18 protein-coding genes and 1 tRNA gene are annotated in these 21,438 nt (G+C 65.0%); 11 read left to right on the forward strand and 8 right to left on the reverse strand.

Annotated elements, in window-relative coordinates:
• Nucleotides 1-40 precede the first annotated feature (40 nt).
• Together AB4Z44_RS12040 and AB4Z44_RS12045 are read left to right on the forward strand one after the other, a co-directional pair.
• Complete coding sequence (locus AB4Z44_RS12040; RefSeq protein ID WP_404714221.1) at nucleotides 41-223, forward strand: YnbE family lipoprotein; 183 nt, start codon at nucleotides 41-43, stop codon at nucleotides 221-223.
• A 29-nt stretch (nucleotides 224-252) separates the two neighbouring features.
• Nucleotides 253-642 carry a YdbL family protein gene (locus tag AB4Z44_RS12045; RefSeq protein WP_404709943.1) on the forward strand — a complete coding sequence of 130 codons (390 nt, stop codon included), beginning with the start codon at nucleotides 253-255 and terminating at the stop codon, nucleotides 640-642.
• 36 nt (nucleotides 643-678) lie between these two features.
• On the opposite strand, the gene AB4Z44_RS12050 is transcribed toward AB4Z44_RS12045, so the two are convergent.
• Nucleotides 679-1,290, reverse strand: coding sequence for a DUF938 domain-containing protein (locus tag AB4Z44_RS12050; RefSeq protein WP_404709944.1), 612 nt, complete (start codon nucleotides 1,288-1,290; stop codon nucleotides 679-681).
• Between the two features lie 343 nt (nucleotides 1,291-1,633).
• Nucleotides 1,634-1,786, reverse strand: a complete 153-nt coding sequence (locus tag AB4Z44_RS12055) for a hypothetical protein (protein WP_404709945.1) — start codon at nucleotides 1,784-1,786, stop codon at nucleotides 1,634-1,636.
• A gap of 272 nt (nucleotides 1,787-2,058) precedes the next feature.
• Here AB4Z44_RS12055 and AB4Z44_RS12060 point away from each other — a divergent pair, with 272 nt between their 5' ends.
• Nucleotides 2,059-2,697 carry a PEPxxWA-CTERM sorting domain-containing protein gene (locus AB4Z44_RS12060; protein WP_404709946.1) on the forward strand — a complete coding sequence of 213 codons (639 nt, stop codon included), beginning with the start codon at nucleotides 2,059-2,061 and terminating at the stop codon, nucleotides 2,695-2,697.
• Nucleotides 2,698-2,742: 45 nt separating this feature from the next.
• Here the strand turns inward: AB4Z44_RS12060 and AB4Z44_RS12065 are convergent, their stop codons facing one another.
• On the reverse strand, nucleotides 2,743-3,819 hold the full coding sequence (locus tag AB4Z44_RS12065; RefSeq protein WP_404709947.1) for an asparaginase: 1,077 nt from the start codon (nucleotides 3,817-3,819) through the stop codon (nucleotides 2,743-2,745).
• A 159-nt stretch (nucleotides 3,820-3,978) separates the two neighbouring features.
• Complete coding sequence (locus tag AB4Z44_RS12070; RefSeq protein ID WP_404709948.1) at nucleotides 3,979-4,701, reverse strand: hypothetical protein; 723 nt, start codon at nucleotides 4,699-4,701, stop codon at nucleotides 3,979-3,981.
• A 171-nt stretch (nucleotides 4,702-4,872) separates the two neighbouring features.
• Here AB4Z44_RS12070 and AB4Z44_RS12075 point away from each other — a divergent pair, with 171 nt between their 5' ends.
• The 3 genes from AB4Z44_RS12075 (at nucleotide 4,873) to AB4Z44_RS12085 (ending at nucleotide 7,637) form a co-directional block, all read left to right on the forward strand.
• Nucleotides 4,873-6,075: a PQQ-dependent sugar dehydrogenase gene (locus tag AB4Z44_RS12075; protein WP_404709949.1), complete on the forward strand. Its 1,203-nt coding sequence runs from the start codon at nucleotides 4,873-4,875 to the stop codon at nucleotides 6,073-6,075.
• 177 nt (nucleotides 6,076-6,252) lie between these two features.
• Nucleotides 6,253-7,095, forward strand: a complete 843-nt coding sequence (locus AB4Z44_RS12080; protein ID WP_404709950.1) for a TIGR04255 family protein — start codon at nucleotides 6,253-6,255, stop codon at nucleotides 7,093-7,095.
• Nucleotides 7,092-7,637 (forward strand): hypothetical protein, encoded by a 546-nt coding sequence (locus tag AB4Z44_RS12085; protein ID WP_404709951.1) that lies wholly within the window; start codon nucleotides 7,092-7,094, stop codon nucleotides 7,635-7,637. The genes AB4Z44_RS12080 and AB4Z44_RS12085 overlap by 4 nt, the downstream gene beginning before the upstream one ends.
• A gap of 725 nt (nucleotides 7,638-8,362) precedes the next feature.
• Here the strand turns inward: AB4Z44_RS12085 and AB4Z44_RS12090 are convergent.
• Both AB4Z44_RS12090 and recG read right to left on the reverse strand, forming a co-directional pair.
• A tRNA-Arg gene (locus tag AB4Z44_RS12090) sits at nucleotides 8,363-8,439 on the reverse strand.
• A 46-nt stretch (nucleotides 8,440-8,485) separates the two neighbouring features.
• A complete protein-coding gene (recG, locus tag AB4Z44_RS12095) occupies nucleotides 8,486-10,549 on the reverse strand; it encodes an ATP-dependent DNA helicase RecG (protein ID WP_404714222.1) in 2,064 nt (687 codons plus the stop codon).
• 273 nt (nucleotides 10,550-10,822) lie between these two features.
• On the opposite strand from recG, the gene AB4Z44_RS12100 reads away from it, so the two are divergent.
• The 3 genes from AB4Z44_RS12100 (at nucleotide 10,823) to AB4Z44_RS12110 (ending at nucleotide 15,530) form a co-directional block, all read left to right on the forward strand.
• Nucleotides 10,823-11,089, forward strand: coding sequence for a succinate dehydrogenase assembly factor 2 (locus tag AB4Z44_RS12100; RefSeq protein ID WP_404709952.1), 267 nt, complete (start codon nucleotides 10,823-10,825; stop codon nucleotides 11,087-11,089).
• 107 nt (nucleotides 11,090-11,196) lie between these two features.
• A complete protein-coding gene (mfd, locus tag AB4Z44_RS12105; RefSeq protein WP_404709953.1) occupies nucleotides 11,197-14,658 on the forward strand; it encodes a transcription-repair coupling factor in 3,462 nt (1,153 codons plus the stop codon).
• The gene (locus tag AB4Z44_RS12110; protein ID WP_404709954.1) at nucleotides 14,658-15,530 is read left to right on the forward strand and encodes an alpha/beta hydrolase family protein; all 873 of its coding nucleotides are present in this window, start codon (nucleotides 14,658-14,660) and stop codon (nucleotides 15,528-15,530) included. Before mfd ends, AB4Z44_RS12110 begins: the two co-directional genes overlap by 1 nt.
• 28 nt (nucleotides 15,531-15,558) lie before the next feature.
• On the opposite strand, the gene AB4Z44_RS12115 is transcribed toward AB4Z44_RS12110, so the two are convergent.
• Nucleotides 15,559-16,878: an APC family permease gene (locus tag AB4Z44_RS12115; RefSeq protein ID WP_404709955.1), complete on the reverse strand. Its 1,320-nt coding sequence runs from the start codon at nucleotides 16,876-16,878 to the stop codon at nucleotides 15,559-15,561.
• Between the two features lie 67 nt (nucleotides 16,879-16,945).
• Between AB4Z44_RS12115 and kynU the strand changes: the two genes are divergently transcribed.
• Both kynU and AB4Z44_RS12125 read left to right on the forward strand, forming a co-directional pair.
• A complete protein-coding gene (gene kynU, locus AB4Z44_RS12120; RefSeq protein ID WP_404709956.1) occupies nucleotides 16,946-18,163 on the forward strand; it encodes a kynureninase in 1,218 nt (405 codons plus the stop codon).
• A gap of 64 nt (nucleotides 18,164-18,227) precedes the next feature.
• On the forward strand, nucleotides 18,228-18,515 hold the full coding sequence (locus AB4Z44_RS12125; protein WP_404709957.1) for an XrtV sorting system accessory protein: 288 nt from the start codon (nucleotides 18,228-18,230) through the stop codon (nucleotides 18,513-18,515).
• Between the two features lie 165 nt (nucleotides 18,516-18,680).
• Here the strand turns inward: AB4Z44_RS12125 and secA are convergent, their stop codons facing one another.
• Nucleotides 18,681-21,425: a preprotein translocase subunit SecA gene (gene secA / locus AB4Z44_RS12130; protein ID WP_404709958.1), complete on the reverse strand. Its 2,745-nt coding sequence runs from the start codon at nucleotides 21,423-21,425 to the stop codon at nucleotides 18,681-18,683.
• Nucleotides 21,426-21,438: the final 13 nt, after the last annotated feature.

The raw sequence follows: 21,438 nt of genomic DNA on the forward strand, positions 1-21,438 counted from the left end.
TCGCTTGACGATGAGTGGTTGTGATGCAAGCCCGTGGTCGATGATCTATCACATGCTCCCCTGCTTCCCGCTTTTGGTGCTGGGAGGGTGCGTGACGTTGAAGACCCCGGACAAGCCGATCGAGATCAATCTCAACATCACCGTCAAGCAGGAGGTCGTCGTCAGCCTGAAGAAGGATGCCGAGGACTTCATCACCAACAATCCGGATCTGTTTCCGAAATGATTGGTCCCCGGAACGCCAGGACAAAGACAATGATCAGGATGCCCCGCCTCGTCTCTTCCGCCGCCGCCGGCTTCGCGCTCATGCTCGCGGCCGTGCCCGCCGTCGCGCAGATGGATGCGCAGGTGGAGGCGGCGCTGAGCTCCGGCGCGATCGGCGAGCAGGCCGACGGCTATCTCGGTTTCGTCCGCGCGCCCGCGCCCGATCTGAAGGCCAAGGTCGACGCGATCAACATCAAGCGCCGCGAGGGCTACACCCAGGTCGCGCAGACCAAGAACGTCCCGATCGAGGCGTTCGCGGCATCGATCGGCTGCCATTCGCTGAGCGTGCTGCGCCCCGGCCGCGCCTACAGCGTGGCACGCGGCGTATGGGCGGTGAAGACCGACGCGCCGATCAAGCTCCCGCCCCAGTGCGGTAGCTGAGCCGCGAAATCCTCCCCGACAGATCTCGGGGAGGGCCTATGCCCGCCGGAACACCAGCGACAGGTTGTTAGCCGGCATCGCCACCACCTCCTCCAGCGCGAGTCCATGGGCCTCCGCCACGCTCGCCACGTCCGCCACATCGCGGATTCCCCACGCCGGATCGCGCCGCTTCAGATCCGCGTCGAAGGCCGCATTGCTCGGCGCGAACGGCACCCCGGATTGCCGATAGGGCCCGTAGAGATAGACCACCCCACCCGCCGGCAATATCCGCCCGGCCTGCGCCATCAGCCCCACGGTCGCCGCCCATGGGCTGATATGGACCATGTTGATGGCAAGGATCGCATCGGCCCGGTCCACCGGCCACGGCGCAGCCGCGGCGTCGAGATCGATCGGCGCACGCACGTTCGGCGCCCCGTCGCTCGCGATCCACGCCGCGATCGACGTACGCGCCTCGATCGAAGGATCGGACGGCTGCCACACGAGATCCGGTAGCGCCCGCGCGAAGTGTAGAACATGCTCCCCGCTCCCGCTCGCAATCTCGAGCACGAGCCCGCTCGGCGGGAGAACGCGGCGCAGCACCGCGAGGATCGGATCGCGGTTGCGGAGCGCCGAGGGCGAGGAGCGGCGTTGGTCGATGGCATCGGTCATCCCGCCCCCTTAGCCCAGCCGCGTCGCCAAAGCCCGCTCGCGGTGCCGGCGAGGGAGAAGACGGCCTCGTTATTAACCATACCTACGGACACAAAGCCGTCCACGGCCGTTGCCACTCCATGAATTCGGCAACGAAATGCGCAATTTAAGGTTAAAATCTGCAATCGCGGCGGGGCTGACACTCACCTCTGCCTGCGCCGGCCGGCCATGCCGCCCGCATGCCGCGCCCACGGTTTCGCCTGCCGCATCTGCCGAAGACGACGCCGCGCTCAAGGCGTGGGAAGCGCGCATGGTCCGCCCCTGCAAACGCGTCGCCCAACGGATGGTGTGCTGAAGGCCGCCCTTATTCGAACGTGCGCCGCTTGACCTTGTTGGGCAGGTCCTTCCCCTTCGTCCGGCGCGAAGGCAGCTGGACGGGATTCTTCTTCTTCCACTCGGCCCAGGTCATCGGGCCATCGGGCGTCTGGATGATCGTGTCGTCGGGGGAGTCGCTCATGCCGCCATCCTATCGGCAAAGGCGGGGCGCGTGAACCATGCGATGGCGCGTCGAGAGCGCGTCGCTTCCGAGCAGCATGCGATGCGGCTTAACTATATCTAGGTTGGTTAATAGATAAACGCCTTCCAATAGCTCGCAATATTAACCAATATAGATGATTAATACACCCCAGAAACAGACGATTGATAGTTAACGCCTGTTGCGGATGGGTTCGACTTTGGTATTCGCCGCTTCGCGACTGACGGGACGTCGCTCGAACAGGGGTTAATAACATGCAGATCAAGCGGCTGGCTCTTATCGGCGCATCGTTTCTGACCCTGGTTGCATCGGCAGCGCACGCCGGGACGGTCTATACGAATGGCGCGACCGACGGGACGGCTTCGGGCTGGACGATCAGCAGCGGCTATGCCGTGACGAATGCCTTCACCCTGAGCGCGGCCGCCACCATCACCGGCTTCAGCTTCGGCGGCTGGACCTACCCGGGCGACGCGATCGCGACGGTGGATTGGGGCATTTCCTCGGCGGCGGATTATGCCATCAGCGGCACGGCGAACGTGACCGAGGGTGTGGGCGGCCAGAACGGATATGGCTATTCGGTCCACGATTACAGCGCGTCGATCGCGCCGCTTTCGCTGTCGGCCGGCACCTATTATTTCGCGCTGCAGAACGCCACCACGACCGCCGGCAACAATGCCTATTGGGACATCAACAACGGCCCGTCGATCGCGTATGAGAATATGCTCGGCAACACCGCCAATTACCTCTTCCCGGGTACGAATTCCGCCGCCTTCACCCTGCAATCGGGCGGCGCCGTGCCCGAGCCGGCGAGCTGGGCGATGATGATCGGCGGCTTCGGCATGGTCGGCGCGACCCTGCGCCGCCGCCAGCGCACCACGGTTCGCTTCGCCTGAGGCCGATCGCGTTCGATCAGGGCGCAGGCGGCCGTCGCGCCCGCGCTAGCGGCCGCCCGCGCCATACCGATCGAACAGGGATTGCAGCTCCTCCCGGCTGCGTGGCGTTTGCAGCGCGAGCAGGAGGAGAATGCGCGCCTTCGCGGGCGGAAGTTCGCGCCCCGCGATCGTGCCCAGCGCCGCGTCGCTCATATCGCCCATCGACGGCGGGTTGAACCAGACGTCGCCCATGCCCTGCCGCCCGGTGCGGACGACGGGGATGCCGCGCGCCGTCAGCGCCTTCACCGCCTGCCGCGCGCCGGCCGAGAAGGACCCGGCCCCCACCCCCGCGATCACCAGCGCCTCCGCGCCGTTCGCCGCCGCGCGGACGTCGTCTCCCTGGAAACCGGCATAGGCATAGGCGATCGCGACACGCGGCCATGCCGGGCCGACGACGGGAAAGGCGGCGTCGTGCGGCGTCGCATCGGCGAAGAATCGCGGGCGACCGGTCAGGACATCGCCGATCGGCCCCCGGCTCGGCGCCGCGAACGCATTCACGCGCCGGACATCGACCTTGGTCACCATTTCCGGATCGAAGATCGTGTCGTTCATCACCACCATCGTGCCGCGGTCGCACGCCTCGTCCGCGCTGGCGACGCGGAGCGCATCGAGCAGGTTTTCGGGCCCGTCGGCGGACGTGGCCGTCCCCGGCCGCATCGATCCCACGACGACGACCGGCTTGGCCGAGGGCAGGACCAGGCTCAGGAAATAAGCGGTTTCCTCAAGCGTGTCGGTGCCGTGCGTGATCACGATGCCGGCAACCTCGGGGTCTGCCAGCGCAACGCGGATGCGGCCGAGCAAGGTCAGCCAGATCGACTGGTCGACATCCTCGCTGCCGACATTGGCGACCTGTTCCGCGCTGACCTTCGCGACCGCGTCCAGCCCCGGCACCGCGCGCAGGATCGCCCCGATCGGCACCACCCCGGCGCGATAGCTGACGCTCGATCCCTCGCCCGCGCCGGCGATCGTCCCGCCGGTGGCCAGGAGCCGGACGGTCTTGAGCGCCGCGTCGGCCCGGGTCCGCGCGCCGCCACTCGGGGCCAGGCGCCTCAGAAGAGTGAACAAGGTGGCCGGTTTGCGCATATTGCCCTCGAATCGAGCGGACGACCGTAACGCCAAAACGTCCAATCTTCGCATGGGATCGATCGCGGGAAATTGGCTGGCATCACTCGTCCGGGCAACGATCCACGATCGGGGAACGCGACCTATGGCATGCGCCGTCACGACCGCCACGTTGGCGCATCACCAGAAGCCGAACAGGCCCGGTGCGAGCGCGTTCCACCCTTCGCTGCGCGCGATGAACGGTTCGGCCGCATGCAGCGGGATCAGGATCAGCGCCGCGCCGATCGTGACGGGGTGGATCCGCCCGATGGTCCGCCGGTCATGCAGCGCGAGCGCGAACAGCAGCGCATCGGCCACCAGATTGGGGCTCATATCGACCCACGGAAAGGGCAGCGGCAGCCGCAGCATCCAGCGCGAGAAAGCCGGGCCGAACAGGTTGAGCGCGGCGACGAACATCAACCGGCGATGCCATTCGATCCGCCGCGTCGCCTCGTAGATGCCCCAGCCCATGGCGATGCCGAACACCACGATGTCGACCAGATTGTAGAGCGAAGTCTCGAACGGCCGATCGAAGCCCGCCGCCTGCCGCTCCGCCGCCGCACTCACCGCCTGCCACAGCCCGAGCGGCAGCATCGCGCCGGCCAGCGCCACCCCGGCCATCCCGAGCTCGCGATGCAGCCGCACGTTACCAGTGCGCACCAGCCGCGTCTGGACGACATAAAGCGCGATCCAGCCGAAGAAAGCGAGGCCGTGGAGGTGGCGGAGCAGGGTGAAGTGCTTGCTGCCAGTCGCGAGCGGAATGAAATAGGTCAGCGGAAAACTCAGCACCACCAGCCCGGCGATCAGGATCGCGCTAACGGCGAAGAAACGGCTGCCGCGCACGGCTGGGCGTTGATGTTTCACGATTGTTCCCCGCTTTTATCCGGCATGCCCCCGCCGGTCGGCGACAGCCTGAAGCATGTATCGGCGTCCGGCAATTTCGATCGTTACGCCAGCCAAATGTGATACGAACAAGCCCCCGATAAATCCGCGCCGAAGACGCGCAACGCAGGTCGGGAGAGGAGTGGGGTGGCCATGAAGAGATTGCTATCGCTGGGATTGCTGCTGTCGGCCTGCATGGCCTCTGCCCAGCAGGCACCGCAATATGGCGTCAAGCCGCCGCCGCTCGCCGCCACGCCCTATATCTTCGACACGGCCGAGCAGCACGGCATCAAGGTGTCGGTGCTCGTGAAAGGCTTCAAGCGCCCGTTCGGCATGGCGTTCCTGCCCGATGGCGATCTGCTGATCGCCGAGCGCGGCGGCGATCTGCGGATCGTGCGCAGGGCGACCTCGGCTCAGCCGATGCTCGATCCCGAACCGGTGCCCGGCATGCCCAAGACGGGTCGCGCCGGCCTGCACGACATCGCGCTCCATCCGGATTTCACGCATAATCACTGGCTCTATTTCACCTATCTCGAGGATGCCCCGGACGGGCCGCTGCTGGACGGGACGACCCACCGCTCCGCGCTCACGCTCAAGCGCGGCAAGTTCGAGGGCGGCCGCCTGACCAATGTGGAGACGCTCATCACCGCCGGATCCTCCTGGCCCACCGCCTCGCGCGTCCGGTTCGGCAAGGATGGCAAGGTATGGGTGACGTCCGGCGGGCCGTTCGACAATCAGTCGCAGGAGCTCGGCTCGCTCTATGGCAAGGTGCTGCGGCTCAACGACGACGGGTCGATCCCGCGCGACAATCCCTTCGTCGGCAAGAAGGGCGCCAATCCCGCCGTCTACAGCTATGGCCATCGCGACCAGCATGCCCTCGCCATCCATCCCGTCACCGGCCAGGTCTTCAGCGCCGAACATGGCCCCAATGGCGGCGACGAGCTGAACCTCATCAAGCCCGGCGCCAATTATGGCTGGCCGCACTACAGCTATGGTCGCAATTATGACGGCACCGAGATCAGCGCCGCGCCGCTCGCCCCGGGGATCGAGAAGCCGGTGGTGGTCTGGCTCCCCTCGATCGCGCCCGGGAGCATCCTGTTCTACGAAGGCGACGCATTCCCGGCGTGGAAAGGCAACCTCTTCGTCGCCAGCGCGCGGCGCGGGGAGATCAACGGCACCGGCGGGCTGGAGCGCGTGGTGTTCAACGATGCGTTCGGCGAGTTGCGGCGCGAGTCACTCCTGACCCAGCTCGGCAAGCGCGTGCGGGATGTGGTGCAGGGGCCGGATGGGAATATCTATATCGTGACCGATGGGGACGAGTTTGCGCTCATGCGGATCGAGCCTTCGGGGAGGTGAGCGCGGGCTCGTTGCACAATCTTCGGCCCGGTTCGCTCCAGCTGACGTTAGCGTGAAACCGCCGTCGGGCAACCGCTGCGCGTGATTGTCCAATCTCAGCGCCCTATCGCCGTAGGCTTTCTTGACTTACACTAGGCTGCCCTGCAGACAGCTAAAACGATCGGTACGAGGAAAAAAATGAGCCGCTACAGGCCCGGAGCGGGGCTTCACGCCATTGAGCAAGCTGTAGTTGGAATCCGTCTGTTCGGTAGCGCGGACGATGCGACTTTTAATTCGGCTGTCGCTAAAGCCGCTGAACTGGCAAGCGAATATCGGCTACCTGGGCGTGTACAGCTTGATCCGATGGCTCTTATGTTCGGTAAGCAGGTTATCTCCTTTGGCTACGCTATGAATGCGCCCTTGCAACCAGGGGTGATGTTCCAACGCGTAGCTCCAGACGGCAGCATGGCGGAGGAACTGACGATCGAGAGAAACGCTGTGACCTATAGGACGCAGAGTTACAGACGCTGGGCAGACGTGGCTGCACTCATTAACGGGATATTATGCCCAGTGGGAGAACTGCTCGCTAAAGGCGCCAGCGAGTCAGTATCTGTTGTCGAGCTTAGATGTATCGATCGATTTGTTTCTGAAGTGGGAGACACGCCGCCTCTAAGCGAACTCGTATCGCTCAACTCTCCTTACATTTCGCGTAACATAGTTGAAAAAACCGAGCTTTTACATATCCATTCAGGTTGGTTTCAAGATGTCTCCGCAGACGGAACCGCTCGTACCCTTACGAATCTAAACGTGGATGTGACTCAAAACGAATTCGGCCAGCGATCAGCTGCAATATTACAGGTTATATCGAGACAAGGCGCCGAACCCGCGGCAATAATTGAGAGTGGAGCTGATTTTAGCGCTTCCATTGCTAATATGTTTGAAATAATGCATGGTGGAGATAAAATCCTACTTCGCGGACTGTTAACGCCGGAAATTCAGGATCAGATAAATCTATTTCCGAGAGAGGAAATCGAACAATGATGGCTGAGGTGACCGAGAGGGCGGCCTATGTAATGGTAAGCTCGACTGCGCCGAACAGTTGGTTAGCCAGTTTGCCGGGTTTTAACTCGACGGTAGATCACCTAAAGCGCATGGCCCAGCTGCGTATCGCGTCTGCTTCTCCCACATATTCTATGGTAGGCATTCTAGCAAGTCCGACAAGCGCAGACTTGGGGAACCATCTTCTATCCATGTTTGAGAGTGTTAGCGAACCTGAGGCAATTCAGGAGCGCGCTGTTTGGTTGAAATTAGCAGAATCAGGCTTGGCACCACTCTCTACCCAAAAGATCGGTGTGTTAATTGATGAACTATCGGCTTGTTTTTACGAGGGCCGATTTAACGACGTTGATAAAGCATTAGATGGAGCCGAACCTCAGTTCATGAGCGTTGATGCTGTGGTTACGATATCCAGAATTACATATACGGCACGAACAAAACTTTCAAAGTGGACTTCATTTATTGAGCGAGCCAAGGAGGAAATGTCAAAGCGCGGAGAGTACGCTGTGATGGCGGGTATCGACTAATTGCTGGAGCCCACTGATACGGCTTCGTTGGAGAGCATGCTCAATATCTCGTTCGCGATTCGGGAAATAGCCCCGGGGCAGAGACATTGCGGTATCTTGTACCGACCGACGGGTGAAAACGTTCGCATGCTGCATCTACGTTGGCATTGCGATCTTGAGGACATAGCGTGTCCTGACAATTACCAATGGACGCGCGCCAGCCTTCCGACTCCGCTAGCCAAATTTATCGCAGCACTATGCACGAAGATCGCTCATGCGCAGCCTCCTATACCATACGGACTAAACGCAAAGGGCATTTCATTCGACGTCTTGACTGGCGAGATCAAAGCAACACCTCCGGCCGGCAAAGGCCTAACGTGTGCTACTTTCATTCTTGAGATACTGAAGACTTATGGTATCCAACTTTTAGCCGAAGATGAATGGCCCCCAAACGCCAATCGCGAGTGGCAAGACAGTATTCTCTTAGCGTTACGCAATCACTCCAGTGCGACGCGCGAACACTTAGAGGGCATCGAGAATGATATCGGCTGCCGGCGCTTTTCTCCCGAGGATGTAGTGGGGGCAAGCACTGCCTTAGAATGGCCCGTCGGCTACGCTCGGGCTACGTCACTAGCTTCTGAAGTGATAGCAGAACTGGCTCGCGCGTAACTTATCACGCTGAATTTAGGGAAGAGCTTATAGCGACGAACTGCATTTTTCTCAGATTGTCGCTATAACTCTTGATCTGGTGGCCCCGGAGGGACTCGAACCCCCGACCTCTCGTTTAGGAAACGCTTGCTCTATCCGGCTGAGCTACGGAGCCACTAACCAGCCTTTATCCGGAGCGAGGCAGCTGGCGCAAGCAGGCATCACCCCGACCGTATCAACCCCACCGCCGCATCCCGCTCAAACACATACAAACACGTCCGCGCCGCCTGCCCGCGCGCCGCCTCCAGCCCACCATCGCGATCGATCAACAGCCGCGCATCCTGCCCCGCCGTATCGATCAGCGCGCTCGCCTGCTCGGGGCTTGCCAGCCTGAACGCCGCCTCCCCCGATTGGCGCGTGCCCAGCAATTCGCCGCTGCCGCGCAGCCGCAGATCCTCCTCTGCGATCCGGAAGCCGTCATTGGTCTCACGCAACAAGGCCAGCCGCGCGCGCGCGGTTTCGCTCAGCATGCCGCCGCGCAGCAGCACGCAGGTCGATTTGCCCTCGCCGCGCCCCACGCGCCCGCGCAACTGGTGCAATTGCGCAAGGCCGAAGCGATCGGCGTGGTCGACGATCATCAGGGTCGCGTTGGGCACGTCGACGCCGACCTCGATCACCGTCGTCGCGACCAGCAGGCCGATCTCGCCCCGCTGGAAAGCGGCCATGACCGCATCCTTCTCCGGCCCCTTCATCCGCCCGTGGACCAGCCCCACCCGATCCGCCCCGAAGCGCGCGCGCAGCGCCGCCGCGCGGTCCTCGGCGGCGTTGAGATCGGAGACCTCGCTCTCCTCCACCAACGGGCACACCCAATAGGCCTGCCCGCCGGTGGCGAGATGGCGGCCGAGGCCGTCGACCAGCTCGATCAGCCGATCCTCGGAGATGACGCGGGTTTCGATCGGCTGGCGGCCGGGGGGCATTTCGTCGAGCCGGCTCACGTCCATCTCGCCATAATGGCTCAAGGTGAGCGTGCGCGGGATCGGGGTGGCGGTCATGGCGAGGAGGTGCGGGGGCGCGGCCGCCTTCTGCGTCAGCAGCATGCGCTGGGCGACGCCGAAGCGATGCTGTTCGTCGACCACCGCCAGCCCGAGCCTCTTATAGGTCACCGCATCCTGGAAGATGGCGTGCGTGCCGACGAGGATATCGATCGATCCGTCGGCCAGCCCCATCAGGGTCGCTTCCCTGCCCCGCCCCTTGTCGCGCCCGGTGAGGATGGCGAGGTTGACGCCGGTGCCCGCGATCAGGCGCGAGAGGCTCTCATAATGCTGGCGGGCGAGGATCTCGGTCGGCGCGAGCAAGGCGCCCTGCGCGCCGGCCTCGACCGCGACCAGTAGGGCCATCAGCGCGACGAGGGTCTTGCCCGCGCCGACATCGCCCTGGAGCAGGCGCAGCATCGGCGCGGCCTGCGCCATGTCGCCCTCGATCTCGGCGATGGAGCGCGATTGCGCGCCGGTCGGGCGGTAGGGCAGATGGAGTTTGTCGCGCAGGCGCCCGTCGCCGACGAGCGGCTGCCCCCGCCGCCGGCGCGACGAGGCGCGGACGAGCGCGAAGGCGAGCTGGTTGGCGAACAATTCGTCATAGGCGAGCCGCTCGCGCGCCTTGGCGTCGGCGGGGTCGGCGTGGACGCGGAGCAGCGCCTCGCGCCAGCCGGGCCATTGCTGGCGCGCGAGCAGGCTCGGCTCGATCCATTCGGGCAGATCGGGGACGCGTTCGAGTGCTTGCGCGATCAGCGCCTGGAGGCGTTTGAGGGTGAGGCCTTCGGAGAGCGGATAGACCGCCTCGCGCGGGGGCAGAGCCAGCCCCTCCTCGGGCGTCATCACATCGGGGTGAACGATCTGGAGCCACTGGTCGTATTGCTCGAGCTTGCCCGAGATGGCGCGCGGTTCGCCGAGCGGGAGGAGTTTCTTCGCGTACCCCGAATTGGTGCCGAAGAAGACCAAAGCGATCGAATTGCCCGCCTGATCGAGCGCCACCACGCGTGAGGGCGCGCGCGGCGACCGGCCGATGCGATATTCGGTGGGGGTGACGGTGACGGTGACGATCGCGCCGACATCAGCGGCGTCTAGCGCGGCCACGGCCTTGCGATCGATCCAGCCGGTGGGAAGGTGGAAGACGAGATCGATCGCGCGCTTGAGGTTCAGCTTGGCGAGCGGTTTCGCGAGCGTGGGGCCGACGCCTTTCAGGGCCTCCACTTCGGCGAACAGCGGGTTGAGGATATCGGGGCGCATGGCCGGCATGAGGTGTCGCAATGGGGGGCGGATCGCAAGGGGTGGGTTGCCGCGGATAGGCTCCCACGCTCGCCTCCCACCGCGTCACCCTGAACTTGTTTCAGGGTCCACCAAGCGTGCCGCACTGTCCGTGCCTGTGGCCCGGTGGATGCTGAAACAAGTTCAGCATGACGATTACATTGAGAATATCCGCCCGTATCCCTAGATGACCCTCTCACCCATCCCTTCACCGGCGCCGCAAATGCGGCGGCCGGCTATCGCCATTGGAGCCCCATGGACCGCGAGACCCGCCTCAAGCGCCTGCGTTTCCGCGCATGGCATCGCGGCACCAAGGAGGCCGATCTGATGGTCGGGGGCTATTTCGATGCGTGCGGGGCCGACTGGAGCGAGGCCGAGATCGACTGGTTCGAGGCGTTTCTGGAAGAACAGGATGTCGACATCATGGCCTGGGCGATGGGGGTCGTGGCGGTGCCCGCGCGGTGGCAGGGGCCGATGATCGAGCGGCTCAAGGTGCTGGATTATGTGAAGATCGAACGCTGATCCGTCGCCCCTGCGGAGGCAGGGGCCCATGTCTCTCCCGACGGGCGATGTGGCAGCGATGAGAGAGATAGGCCCCTGCCTCCGCAGGGGCGACGATGATTGGGTGTATGGCTGACCTTCAACGCATTCTGAAAGCGAGCGAGTCGCTCACGCTTGCCGGCGCACCCGCGGGCTTCCTGCCGTGGCTGCTCGCCGATCTCGCGCGCGCCGCCAAGGGCCGCGCCGTGTTCATCGCGCCCGACGAGGCCGCGATGCGCGCGCTGGCCGATACCGCGCGCTATTTCGCGCCCGAGCTCGAGATCGTCAGCTTTCCGGCCTGGGATTGCCTGCCCTACGATCGCGCCTCGCCCTCGCTGCGGTCGACCTCCGAGCGCCTCGCCGCGCTCCACACCCTGCAGGGCAAGAAAGCCAAGCCGCAGCTCGTCGTCACCACGCTCAACGCCGCGACCCAGCGCACGCTCACGCCGTTCCGGCTGCGCCAGCTTTCGGCGACATTGGCGCCGGGCGAGCGGATCGATCGCGATGCGCTGGCCGAACTGCTCCAGGCCAACGGCTATGTCCGCGCCGACACCGTGCACGAAGCGGGCGAATATGCGGTGCGCGGCGGATTGCTCGATCTGTTTCCCGCGGGCGAGCCGCTCGCGCTCCGGCTCGATTTCTTCGGCGACGAGATCGAGAGCGTGCGCCAGTTCGATCCAGCCGACCAGCGCACCACCGCGCGGCTCGACGGCTTCACCCTGCTGCCCGCGTCCGAGGCGTTGCTCGACAGCGAGGGGATCAAGCGTTTCCGCACGCGCTATCGCGAGAAGTTCGGCGCGACCGCGACCGGCGATCCGCTCTACCAGGCCCTGTCCGAAGGACGGCGGCTGGCCGGCATGGAGCATTGGCTGCCGCTGATCGAGGACAAGCTCTCCACTTTGTTCGATCATCTGGCGCCGGACGATCTGATCATCCGCGATGCCGGCGTCGACGGCGCGGCCGATGCGCGCTTCGATGCGATCGCCGACTATTTCGAGAACCGGAAGCGCGCGCAATCGAGCGATCCCGGCAGCTACCGCCCGCTCGCCCCCGACGCGCTCTATTTGACGCGCAAGGAGTGGAACGAGGCGGTCGCGGACCGGCCGATCCACGTCACCACCCCGTTCCACGAGCATGAGAGCGATCGCGTCATCGACTTCGGGGTCGAGGGGCCCCGCGATTTCGCGCCGGAGCGCGCGCAGAACGCCAATGTCTATGATGCGGTGGTGGCGCATGTCCGCTCGTTCGGGCTTTCGCGGCGCAAGGTGGTGCTGGCGAGCTACACGGTGGGTTCGCGCGAGCGGCTGAAGGGCTTGCTCGCCGATCACGGGCTCGACGGCGCGATGCTGGCCGATGACTGGCAGGATGCTCTGGGATCGGCCTTCCGCCCGGGCACGGTCGCGCTGGCGGTGCTGCCGCTCGATCACGGCTTCACCACGCCCGACGTGGTGTTGCTGACCGAGCAGGACATGCTCGGCGACCGGCTGATCCGGCGGCAGAAGCGCCGCAAATCGGCCGATGCCTTCCTGGCCGAACTGGCCTCGCTGTCCCCGGGCGATCTGGTCGTCCATGCCGATCATGGCATCGGCCGCTATGACGGGCTGACCCAGATCCCGGTGAGCAAGGTGCCGCACGATTGCGTCGCCCTGAGCTATGCCGGCGGCGACAAGCTCTACGTTCCGGTCGAGAATCTCGAAGTCCTCTCGCGCTACGGCAATGAGGAGGGCGCGAGCCTCGATCGGCTTGGCGGCGTTGCGTGGCAGCAGCGCAAGGCGCGGATGAAGGAGCGCATCCGCGAGATTGCGGGTGAGCTGATCGCGACCGCCGCGCTGCGCGCTTTGCGCCAGGCCGATGCGGCGCATACCGACAGCGCCTACAATGCCTTCGTCGATCGCTTTCCCTATGAAGAGACCGACGATCAGGATCGCGCGATCGGCGATACGCTCGACGATCTGGCGGCGGGCAAGCCGATGGACCGGCTGGTGGTGGGCGATGTCGGCTTCGGCAAGACCGAGGTGGCGCTGCGCGCGGCGTTCGTCGCGGCGATGGCGGGGATGCAGGTGGCGGTGGTGTGCCCGACAACCCTGCTCGCGCGCCAGCATTACACCAATTTCGTCGAGCGGATGCGCGGTTTCCCGATCGAGGTCGCCCGCCTGTCCCGATTGGTTCCCGCGGGCGAAGCGAAGAAGACCAAGGAGGGATTGGCGGCCGGCACGGTCGATATCGTCGTCGGCACGCATGCGGTGCTCGCCAAGGGGATCGAGTTCAAGCGGCTCGGCCTGGTGGTGGTCGACGAGGAACAGCGCTTCGGCGTCACCCACAAGGAACGGCTGAAACAGCTCAAGGCCGACGTCCATATGCTGACGCTGACCGCGACGCCAATCCCGCGCACCTTGCAGATGGCGATGTCGGGCCTGCGCGAATTGTCGGTGATCCAGACCCCGCCGGTCGATCGGCTGGCGGTGCGGACCTATGTGGCGCCGTGGGATCCGGTGGTGATCCGTGAGGCGCTGCTGCGCGAACATTATCGCGGCGGGCAGACCTTCTTCGTCGTGCCGCGGCTCAAGGACCTGCCCGATATCGAGGAATATCTGCGCAAGGAGGTTCCCGAGATCAAATATGTCGTGGCGCACGGCCAGATGAGCGCGACCGAGGTCGAGGAGCGCATGAGCGCCTTCTACGACAAGAAGTTCGATGTTTTGCTCTCGACGACGATCGTCGAGAGCGGGCTCGACATTCCCTCGGCCAACACGTTGATCGTCCACCGCGCCGATCGCTTCGGGCTGGCGCAGCTGTACCAGCTGCGCGGGCGCGTCGGGCGTGCCAAGACGCGCGCTTATGCCTATCTGACGACCGCGCCCAACCGCGTCGTCACCGAGACGGCGGAGAAGCGCCTCCACATCCTGTCCAACCTCGATACGCTCGGCGCAGGCTTCCAGCTCGCCAGCCACGATCTCGACATTCGCGGCGCGGGCAATCTGCTCGGCGACGAGCAGTCGGGGCACATCAAGGAGGTCGGCTTCGAACTCTACCAGTCGATGCTGGAGGATGCGATCCTCGACGCCAAGGCGGGCGGGCTGGTCGAGGAGCGCCGATCGCGGGACTTCTCGCCGCAGATCAGCGTCGATGCGCCGATCATGATTCCCGAGGAATATGTGCTCGATCTCGACCTGCGCATGGGGCTGTATCGCCGCATGAACGAGCTGGAGGACAAGCCGCAGATCGAGGCGTTCGCGGCCGAGCTGATCGACCGCTTCGGCCCATTGCCCGAGGCGACGCAGAATCTGCTGACGATCATCGAGATCAAGTTGAACGCCAAGAAGGCCTGCGTGTCGAAGGTGGACGTCGGACCCAAGGGCGCGTTGGTGACCTTCTTCGGCGATCAATTCCCCGACATTCCGGGGCTGCTCGCCTATGTCGAGCGGCTGAAGGGCACCGCCAAGTTGCGGCCCGACAGCAAGCTGGTGATCCAGCGCAACTGGCCCGATGCCGCGCAGCAGTTGAACGGCGCGTTGCAATTGTCGAAGGGGCTGGCGAAGATCCTCGTATAATGATCCGCGCCGCCGCTTTCGCTTTGTCCCTGTTCGCCGGAGTCGCCATGGCCGCGCCGATGACCTGGTCCGATCTCACCTCGCGGCCGCAGCCGAAGGCGAGTGCCGTGATCGCCTATGGGGCGGATCCGCTCCAGCATGTCGATCTGTGGCTTCCCAAGGGCGCGGGGCCGTTCCCGGTGGTGCTGATGGTGCATGGCGGCTGCTGGCAAACCGATGTCGCCAAGGCGGACCTGATGAACTGGATCGCCGACGACCTGATGAAGCGCGGCATCGCGGTGTGGAACATCGAATATCGCGGGATCGATCGGCCGGGCGGCGGCTATCCGGGGACGTTCCTCGATGCGGCGGCGGCAAGCGACAAGCTGCGTGCGGCGGCTGGGACGTATAAGCTCGATCTGAAGCGCGTGGTGGGCGTGGGCCATTCGGCCGGCGGGCATCTGGTGCTGTGGCTGGCGGCGCGAAAGGGCATCGCGGCCGGAAGCCCGCTCCATGCCCCCGATCCCCTCGCGCTGAAGGCAGCGATCAGCCTGGGCGGCCTGCCCGATCTGGAGGCGGCCAGCGTCGCCCCCGGCGATACGTGCGGGCCGGAAGCGGTGCCCGGGCTGGTCGGCAAGCCGAGTGCGGCGCATCCGGATGTCTATGCGGACACCTCGCCCGCCCGCCTGCCTGCGCCCGGCATTCCGGTAACCCTGGTCAACGCCACGCTCGACCGCATCGCCCCGCCTGCTTTTGCAGAGGCCTATGCGGCGCGGATGAAGGATGAGCCGAAGCGCGTGGTGGTGCCCGACGAAGGCCATGCCGAACTGATCGCACCCGAGACCAAAGCCTGGGCGGCAACGGTCAAAGCGATCGAGGCAGCGCTGCGCTAAGATCCTCCCCTGGCACGAGGAGGGTCTTTCAGGCCTTCCGCCGCATCACCAGGAACAGCAGCGCGCTTCCCACCAGCACGCCCACCAGCGCCCCGATCTCGACCCATTGCGCGATCGCCACCAGCACGACCATGCTGGCAATCCCGACCAAAGCCGCCACCGGCAGCGCCGGCAACGCCAGCGGCTTGCCGAGGATCGCGACCTGTCGCCGCCGCAGCACCACCGCGGCCGCGCACACCGACGCATACAGCGGCGCGATCGCGAGCGTCGAGAGCACCGCCAGCGCTTCATACGTCCCCGACAAGGCCAGCCCCGCCGCCAGCCCGGCATGGAGCAGGATCGCCACATGCGGCGTCTTCCAGCTCGGATGCAGCCGGCCGAGCGGCGCCGGCAGCAAGCGATCGCGCGCGAACGCGAACAGCACGCGCGGCGCGCCGAGCAGATCGCTGCCGAGCCAGAACAGCATCGAGAGGAACGCCCCCACCAGCAACGGCGCGCGCAGCCGCGGATCGAGCGTGCCGAGCGCATCCGCCAGCGGTGCCTTCGAGCCGATCAGCCCCGCGCCGAGCAACGCATCCGCCACCACCTGGATCGCGACATAAAGCAGCCCGATCGACCCCATCGCCAGCAGCAAGGCGCGCGGCACGTTGCGCGATGGGTTTTTCACCTCGCCCGACGCCGCCAGCGCGGTCTCCATTCCAGACAGTGCGAACATCGCGAGGATCGCCGCGCGGCCGATCCCCGCGGTCGGCGCGGTGCTGACCGGCGTGGCGGCATGCGTGCCCGTCGCCAGCGCAATACCGCCGACGATCAGGAAGAAGGCCAAGGGCAACAGCTTCACCAACGTCGCGAAGCTGATGAAGCGCGCGGCGATATCGACCCCGCGCAAATTGATCCACGCCATCGCGCCGAGGATCGCGATGATCACCAGCCCGTGCGGGATGACGCCCGCCAGCGCCGGCACGATCACGCCGGCGGTATCGGCCACCGCCGCCGCAATCCCGCCACAGGCGAGCACGCTCGACAGCCACACCAGCATGCCGGCGACGAAGCCGGGCATCGGCCCGAACGCCGCCTCGACATAGGCATAAGGCCCGCCGCTGGTCGGCACGCGGCTGCCCGCCTCGGCGAAGCAGAGCACGATCGCGCCCATCGCCACCAGGCAGGCGAGGTAGGCGTAGGGCGCTGCCGTGCCCGCCGCGGCCGCCATCGCTGCCGGATTGCGGTAGACGCCCGATCCGACCACCTCGTTGGTGATCGCCGCAGCGAAGCCGATCACGCCGATCGCGCGCACCAGGCCATGGTCGCGTCCGGCCTGTTCGCGTGCGATCTCAGCCGTTTCTACCATGCCTCTTCCCCTAAAAAGCGAACGCGTAGCTTGCCTGAGGCCGGCCGGGGCCGCAACAGGCGGACCCATGACGACGCTCGACGAGGTCCGCGGCTGGGATGCGGCCGATCCGCTCGGCGCTTTCCGCGCGCGCTTCCGCCTGCCCGAAGGGGTGATCTATCTCGACGGCAACTCGCTCGGCGCCCTACCCCACGCCACCGCCGCGCGCATGCGCGACGCGATCGAGCGCGAATGGGGCGACGCGCTGGTGCGCAGCTGGAACGACGCCGGCTGGGTCGAGGCCCCCGCGCGGGTCGGCGCCAAGATCGCGCGGCTGATCGGCGCCGAGGCGGACGAGGTGATCGTGGCCAATTCGACGACGGTCGATCTGTTCAAGCTCGCGATTGCCGCCGCCGGCCTGCGCGACGGCGCGATCGTGGCCGAGCGCGATAATTTTCCGACCGATAGCTATGTGGGATCTGCCGCCGCGGCGCTGATCGGCCGCGCATTCCGCGCGGTACCGGCAGGCGAATCGGCCCGAGCGCTGACCGCCGACGTGGCGGTCGCGATCCTGACGCACGTCGATTATCGCACCGCCGTGCGCCACGACATGGCCGCCCTCAACGGCGCCGCGCGCGCCAGCGACACCAAAATCGTCTGGGATCTGAGCCACAGCGTGGGCGCGGTCCCGCTCGATCTCCACCGCGACGGCGTCGAACTGGCGGTCGGCTGCGGCTACAAATATCTGAATGGCGGTCCGGGCGCGCCGGCATTTCTCTATGTCGCCCGCCACCTCCAGTCCCGGATCGCCTCGCCGATCGCGGGCTGGTGGAGCCATGCCGCCCCGTTCGATTTCGCCGCCGACTATCGCGCCGCTCCCGGCATCGCCCGCTTCGCCGCCGGCACCCCGCCGATGCTGGGGCTGCTCGCGCTGGAAAGCGGAGTCGATCTGATGCTGGAGGCCGATCCGCACATGCTGTGGGCGAAATCGATCCGCCTCTACGATCTGTTTGCCGAACGCCTCGCGCAGCGCTGCCCGGACCTCGCCATCGTCTCACCCGCCGATGCAGGCAGACGCGGCAGCCACATCTCGATCGCGCACCCGAATGCGCTCGCCATCGTCCGCGCGCTCACCGCACGCGGCGTGATCGGCGATTTCCGCACGCCCGATATCGCCCGCTTCGGGCTCACCCCGCTCTACCTGTCCTTCACCGACATCTGGAATGCGGTGGAAACCCTGGCGGACGTCATGGATCGTGCCGAATGGCGGGATCCGCGTTTTTCGCAGGGCGGCGTTGTCACCTGAGGTACGTTGCGTAGTTGCCCGCCGGCCTTTGCCATGGCAGGAGGCTGGCCAACGGAGGGAATGCGTGGAAACAGTGTATGATTGGGTGACGGTCGCGATCTTCGCGGGCCTCATCGTGCTGTTTCTGCAGCGCTCCTCGGCCGAAGGCGAGCCGCAGGATTCGATCTGGCAATATCTCGCCGCGTCGGTCGGCTGCGCGGTCGCCAATTATCTCGGCAATAATGCGGTCAAGAACGGCGCCATCCCGGGCGCCGGGGTCGACTACCTCAACCATGGCCTCGCCATCCTCGTGCTGATCGGCACGGGGGTCTATGTGTGGATCGTGCTCAAGCCGTTCGACCGTAAGGGTTGAATTCCGCTCTCCCCGAAAGGGAGGGATTGAGGGTGGGTTCGCGCGCCTGCGCACCTCCAAGATTCTTCCACCATCGCCAAACAGAAAAGCCGGGGGCATCGAGCCCCCGGCTTTTCTTTACCAACGCCTTGTCCCCTCCCTCGAAAGGGAGGGGAAACGAGAGGCTTACAGCTGCCCGTGGCAGTGCTTGTACTTGCGGCCCGATCCGCACGGACAAGGCGAATTGCGGCTGATCTTGCCTTCCCACTCGGCCGGGTCCTCACCCAGCTCGTCGGGCATCGCGGGCTGCACAATCTGCAAGGGTGGCAGGCGCGTGGTCACCAGCCCCAGGCTCGCCGCGTCGAAATCGTTGGTGTCGTCGCTGCCACTCAACGGATCGAAATGCGTCGTCGTGAAGATCGACGGCATCTGCGGCAGTTCGGGCGGCGGTGCGAAATTGAAGCGGATGTTGGCGAGCGTACGCGTCACATCCTCACGGATCGCCGAGAGCATGCGCTCGAACAAGGCGAATGCCTCGGTCTTATATTCGTTGATCGGGGTCTTCTGCGCGTAAGCGCGCAGGTGGATTACCTGACGCAGCGCATCGAGCGTCGAGAGATGCTCCTTCCAGTGATGGTCGAGCGTCTGCAGCAGCACGCTCTTCTCGATCCCCTTCCAACTATCGATCCCGATCTCTTCGGCGCGTTCCTTGATGGTCGCTTCGGCGGCTTCGGCGATGCGCGTCGCGAGGATTTCGGGCTCGAGCATTTCCTCCTTCATCCACTCGTCGAGCGGCGGCTCGATCGCGAGCACGTCGAGCGCGGCTGCCTTCAGCCCCTCGATATTCCATTGCTCGGGATAGGAGCCCGGCGGGCAGGCATCGCCGACGATCGTCGTCACCGTCTCGGCGCGCATATCGGCGACGACATCGTCGACCGCCTCGGCATCCATGATGTCGGCGCGCTGCTCGTACACCACCTTGCGCTGGTCGTTCATGACGTCGTCATATTCGACGACCTGCTTGCGGATGTCGTAGTTGCGCGCCTCCACCTTCTTCTGCGCGGTCTCGATCGCCTTGCTGATCCAGGGGCTGACGATCGCCTCGCCGTCGGCAAGGTTCTTGTTCATCATCTTGGCGAACATCGTCTGCGGGCCGAAGATGCGTAGCAGATCGTCGTCGAGGCTCAGATAGAAGCGCGATAGGCCCGGATCGCCCTGACGGCCCGAACGGCCGCGCAGCTGATTGTCGATACGGCGGCTCTCATGGCGTTCGGTACCGAGCACGAACAGCCCGCCGGCGGCGAGAACCCGCTCCTTCTCGGCCACGATCTCGGCGCGGACGCCGGCCGCGACCGCATCATATTCGGGCGTGCCGGCGACGAGATCGGGATGCTCGTCGAGCATGCGCATCTCGAGGTTGCCGCCGAGCTGGATGTCGGTGCCGCGGCCGGCCATGTTTGTGGCGATCGTGACCGCGCCCATGCGGCCGGCCTGCGCCACGATATGTGATTCCTGCTCGTGCAGGCGCGCGTTCAGCACCGCGTGCGGGACATTTTCCGCCTTGAGATATTCGGACAGCAATTCCGATTTCTCGATCGAGACGGTGCCGACCAGCACCGGCTGACCCGTCTTCTGCTTGTCGCGGATCGCCGCGGCAATCGCCGCGAACTTGTCCCCGATATTCTTGTAGAATTCGTCATCCTCGTCGATCCGCTGCACCGGCACGTTGGTCGGGATCGAGACGACGTTCATCTTGTAGATCTGGTAGAATTCGGGCGCCTCGGTCGCAGCCGTGCCGGTCATGCCGCCGATCTTGGGATACATGCGGAAATAATTCTGGAAGGTGATCGAGGCGAGCGTCTGGTTCTCGGGCTCGATATTGACGCCCTCCTTGGCCTCGACCGCCTGGTGCAGCCCGTCCGACCAGCGGCGCCCGTCCATCATGCGGCCGGTAAACTCATCGATGATGATGACCTTGCCGTCCTTGACGATGTAATCGGTGTCGCGGCGGAAGACGACATTGGCCTTGAGCGCCTGGTTGAGGTGGTGGACCACCTGGGTATTCTCGAAATCGTAGAGATTGTCGCCCTGAAGCAGCCCCGCTGCCTCCAGCGCGCGCTCGATCGCCTCGGTGCCGTCCTCGGTCAGGATGACCGAGCGCTGCTTCTCGTCATGCTCGTAATGCGACTTGTCGACCTGCTTCACGACCGCGTCGACGAGCTTGTACAGCTCGGACTTGTCCTCGGTCGGGCCCGAGATGATGAGCGGGGTGCGGGCTTCGTCGATCAGCACCGAATCGACTTCGTCGACGACGGCGTAGGCGAACGGCCGCTGCACCATCTGGTGGCGCTCATACTTCATGTTGTCGCGCAGATAATCGAAGCCGAATTCGTTGTTGGTGCCGTAAGTGATGTCGGACCAATAGGCTTCGCGCCGCTCATCGTCGGACAGGTTGGGCACGATCACGCCCACGGTCAGGCCGAGGAAGCGATAGACCTGGCCCATCCATTCGGCGTCGCGCCGGGCGAGGTAATCGTTGACGGTGACGACGTGGACGCCGAGCCCGGGAAGCGCGTTGAGATAGACCGCGAGCGTCGCGACCAAGGTCTTGCCTTCGCCGGTGCGCATCTCGGCGATCTCGCCGCGATGGAGCGTGATGCCGCCGATCATCTGCACATCGTAGTGGCGCTGGCCGAGCACGCGCTTGGCCGCCTCGCGCACCGTGGCGAATGCCTCGGGCAGCAGTTGATCGAGCGTCTCGCCGCCGGCGTAGCGCTCACGGAACCTGACCGTCTGCGCCGCCAGATCCTCGTCGGACAACGCCGAAACGGTGGGCTCGAACGACGCTATCTTGTTGACGATCGGCTGCATCGACTTGACGTAGCGATCGTTGGACGATCCGAAGATGGCCTTGGCAATGCCGGCGAACATATGGACTTCCCTG

It is taken from the genome of Sphingomonas sp. MMS24-J13, assembly GCF_044905095.1.
Taxonomy (GTDB): Bacteria; Pseudomonadota; Alphaproteobacteria; order Sphingomonadales; family Sphingomonadaceae; genus Sphingomonas_I.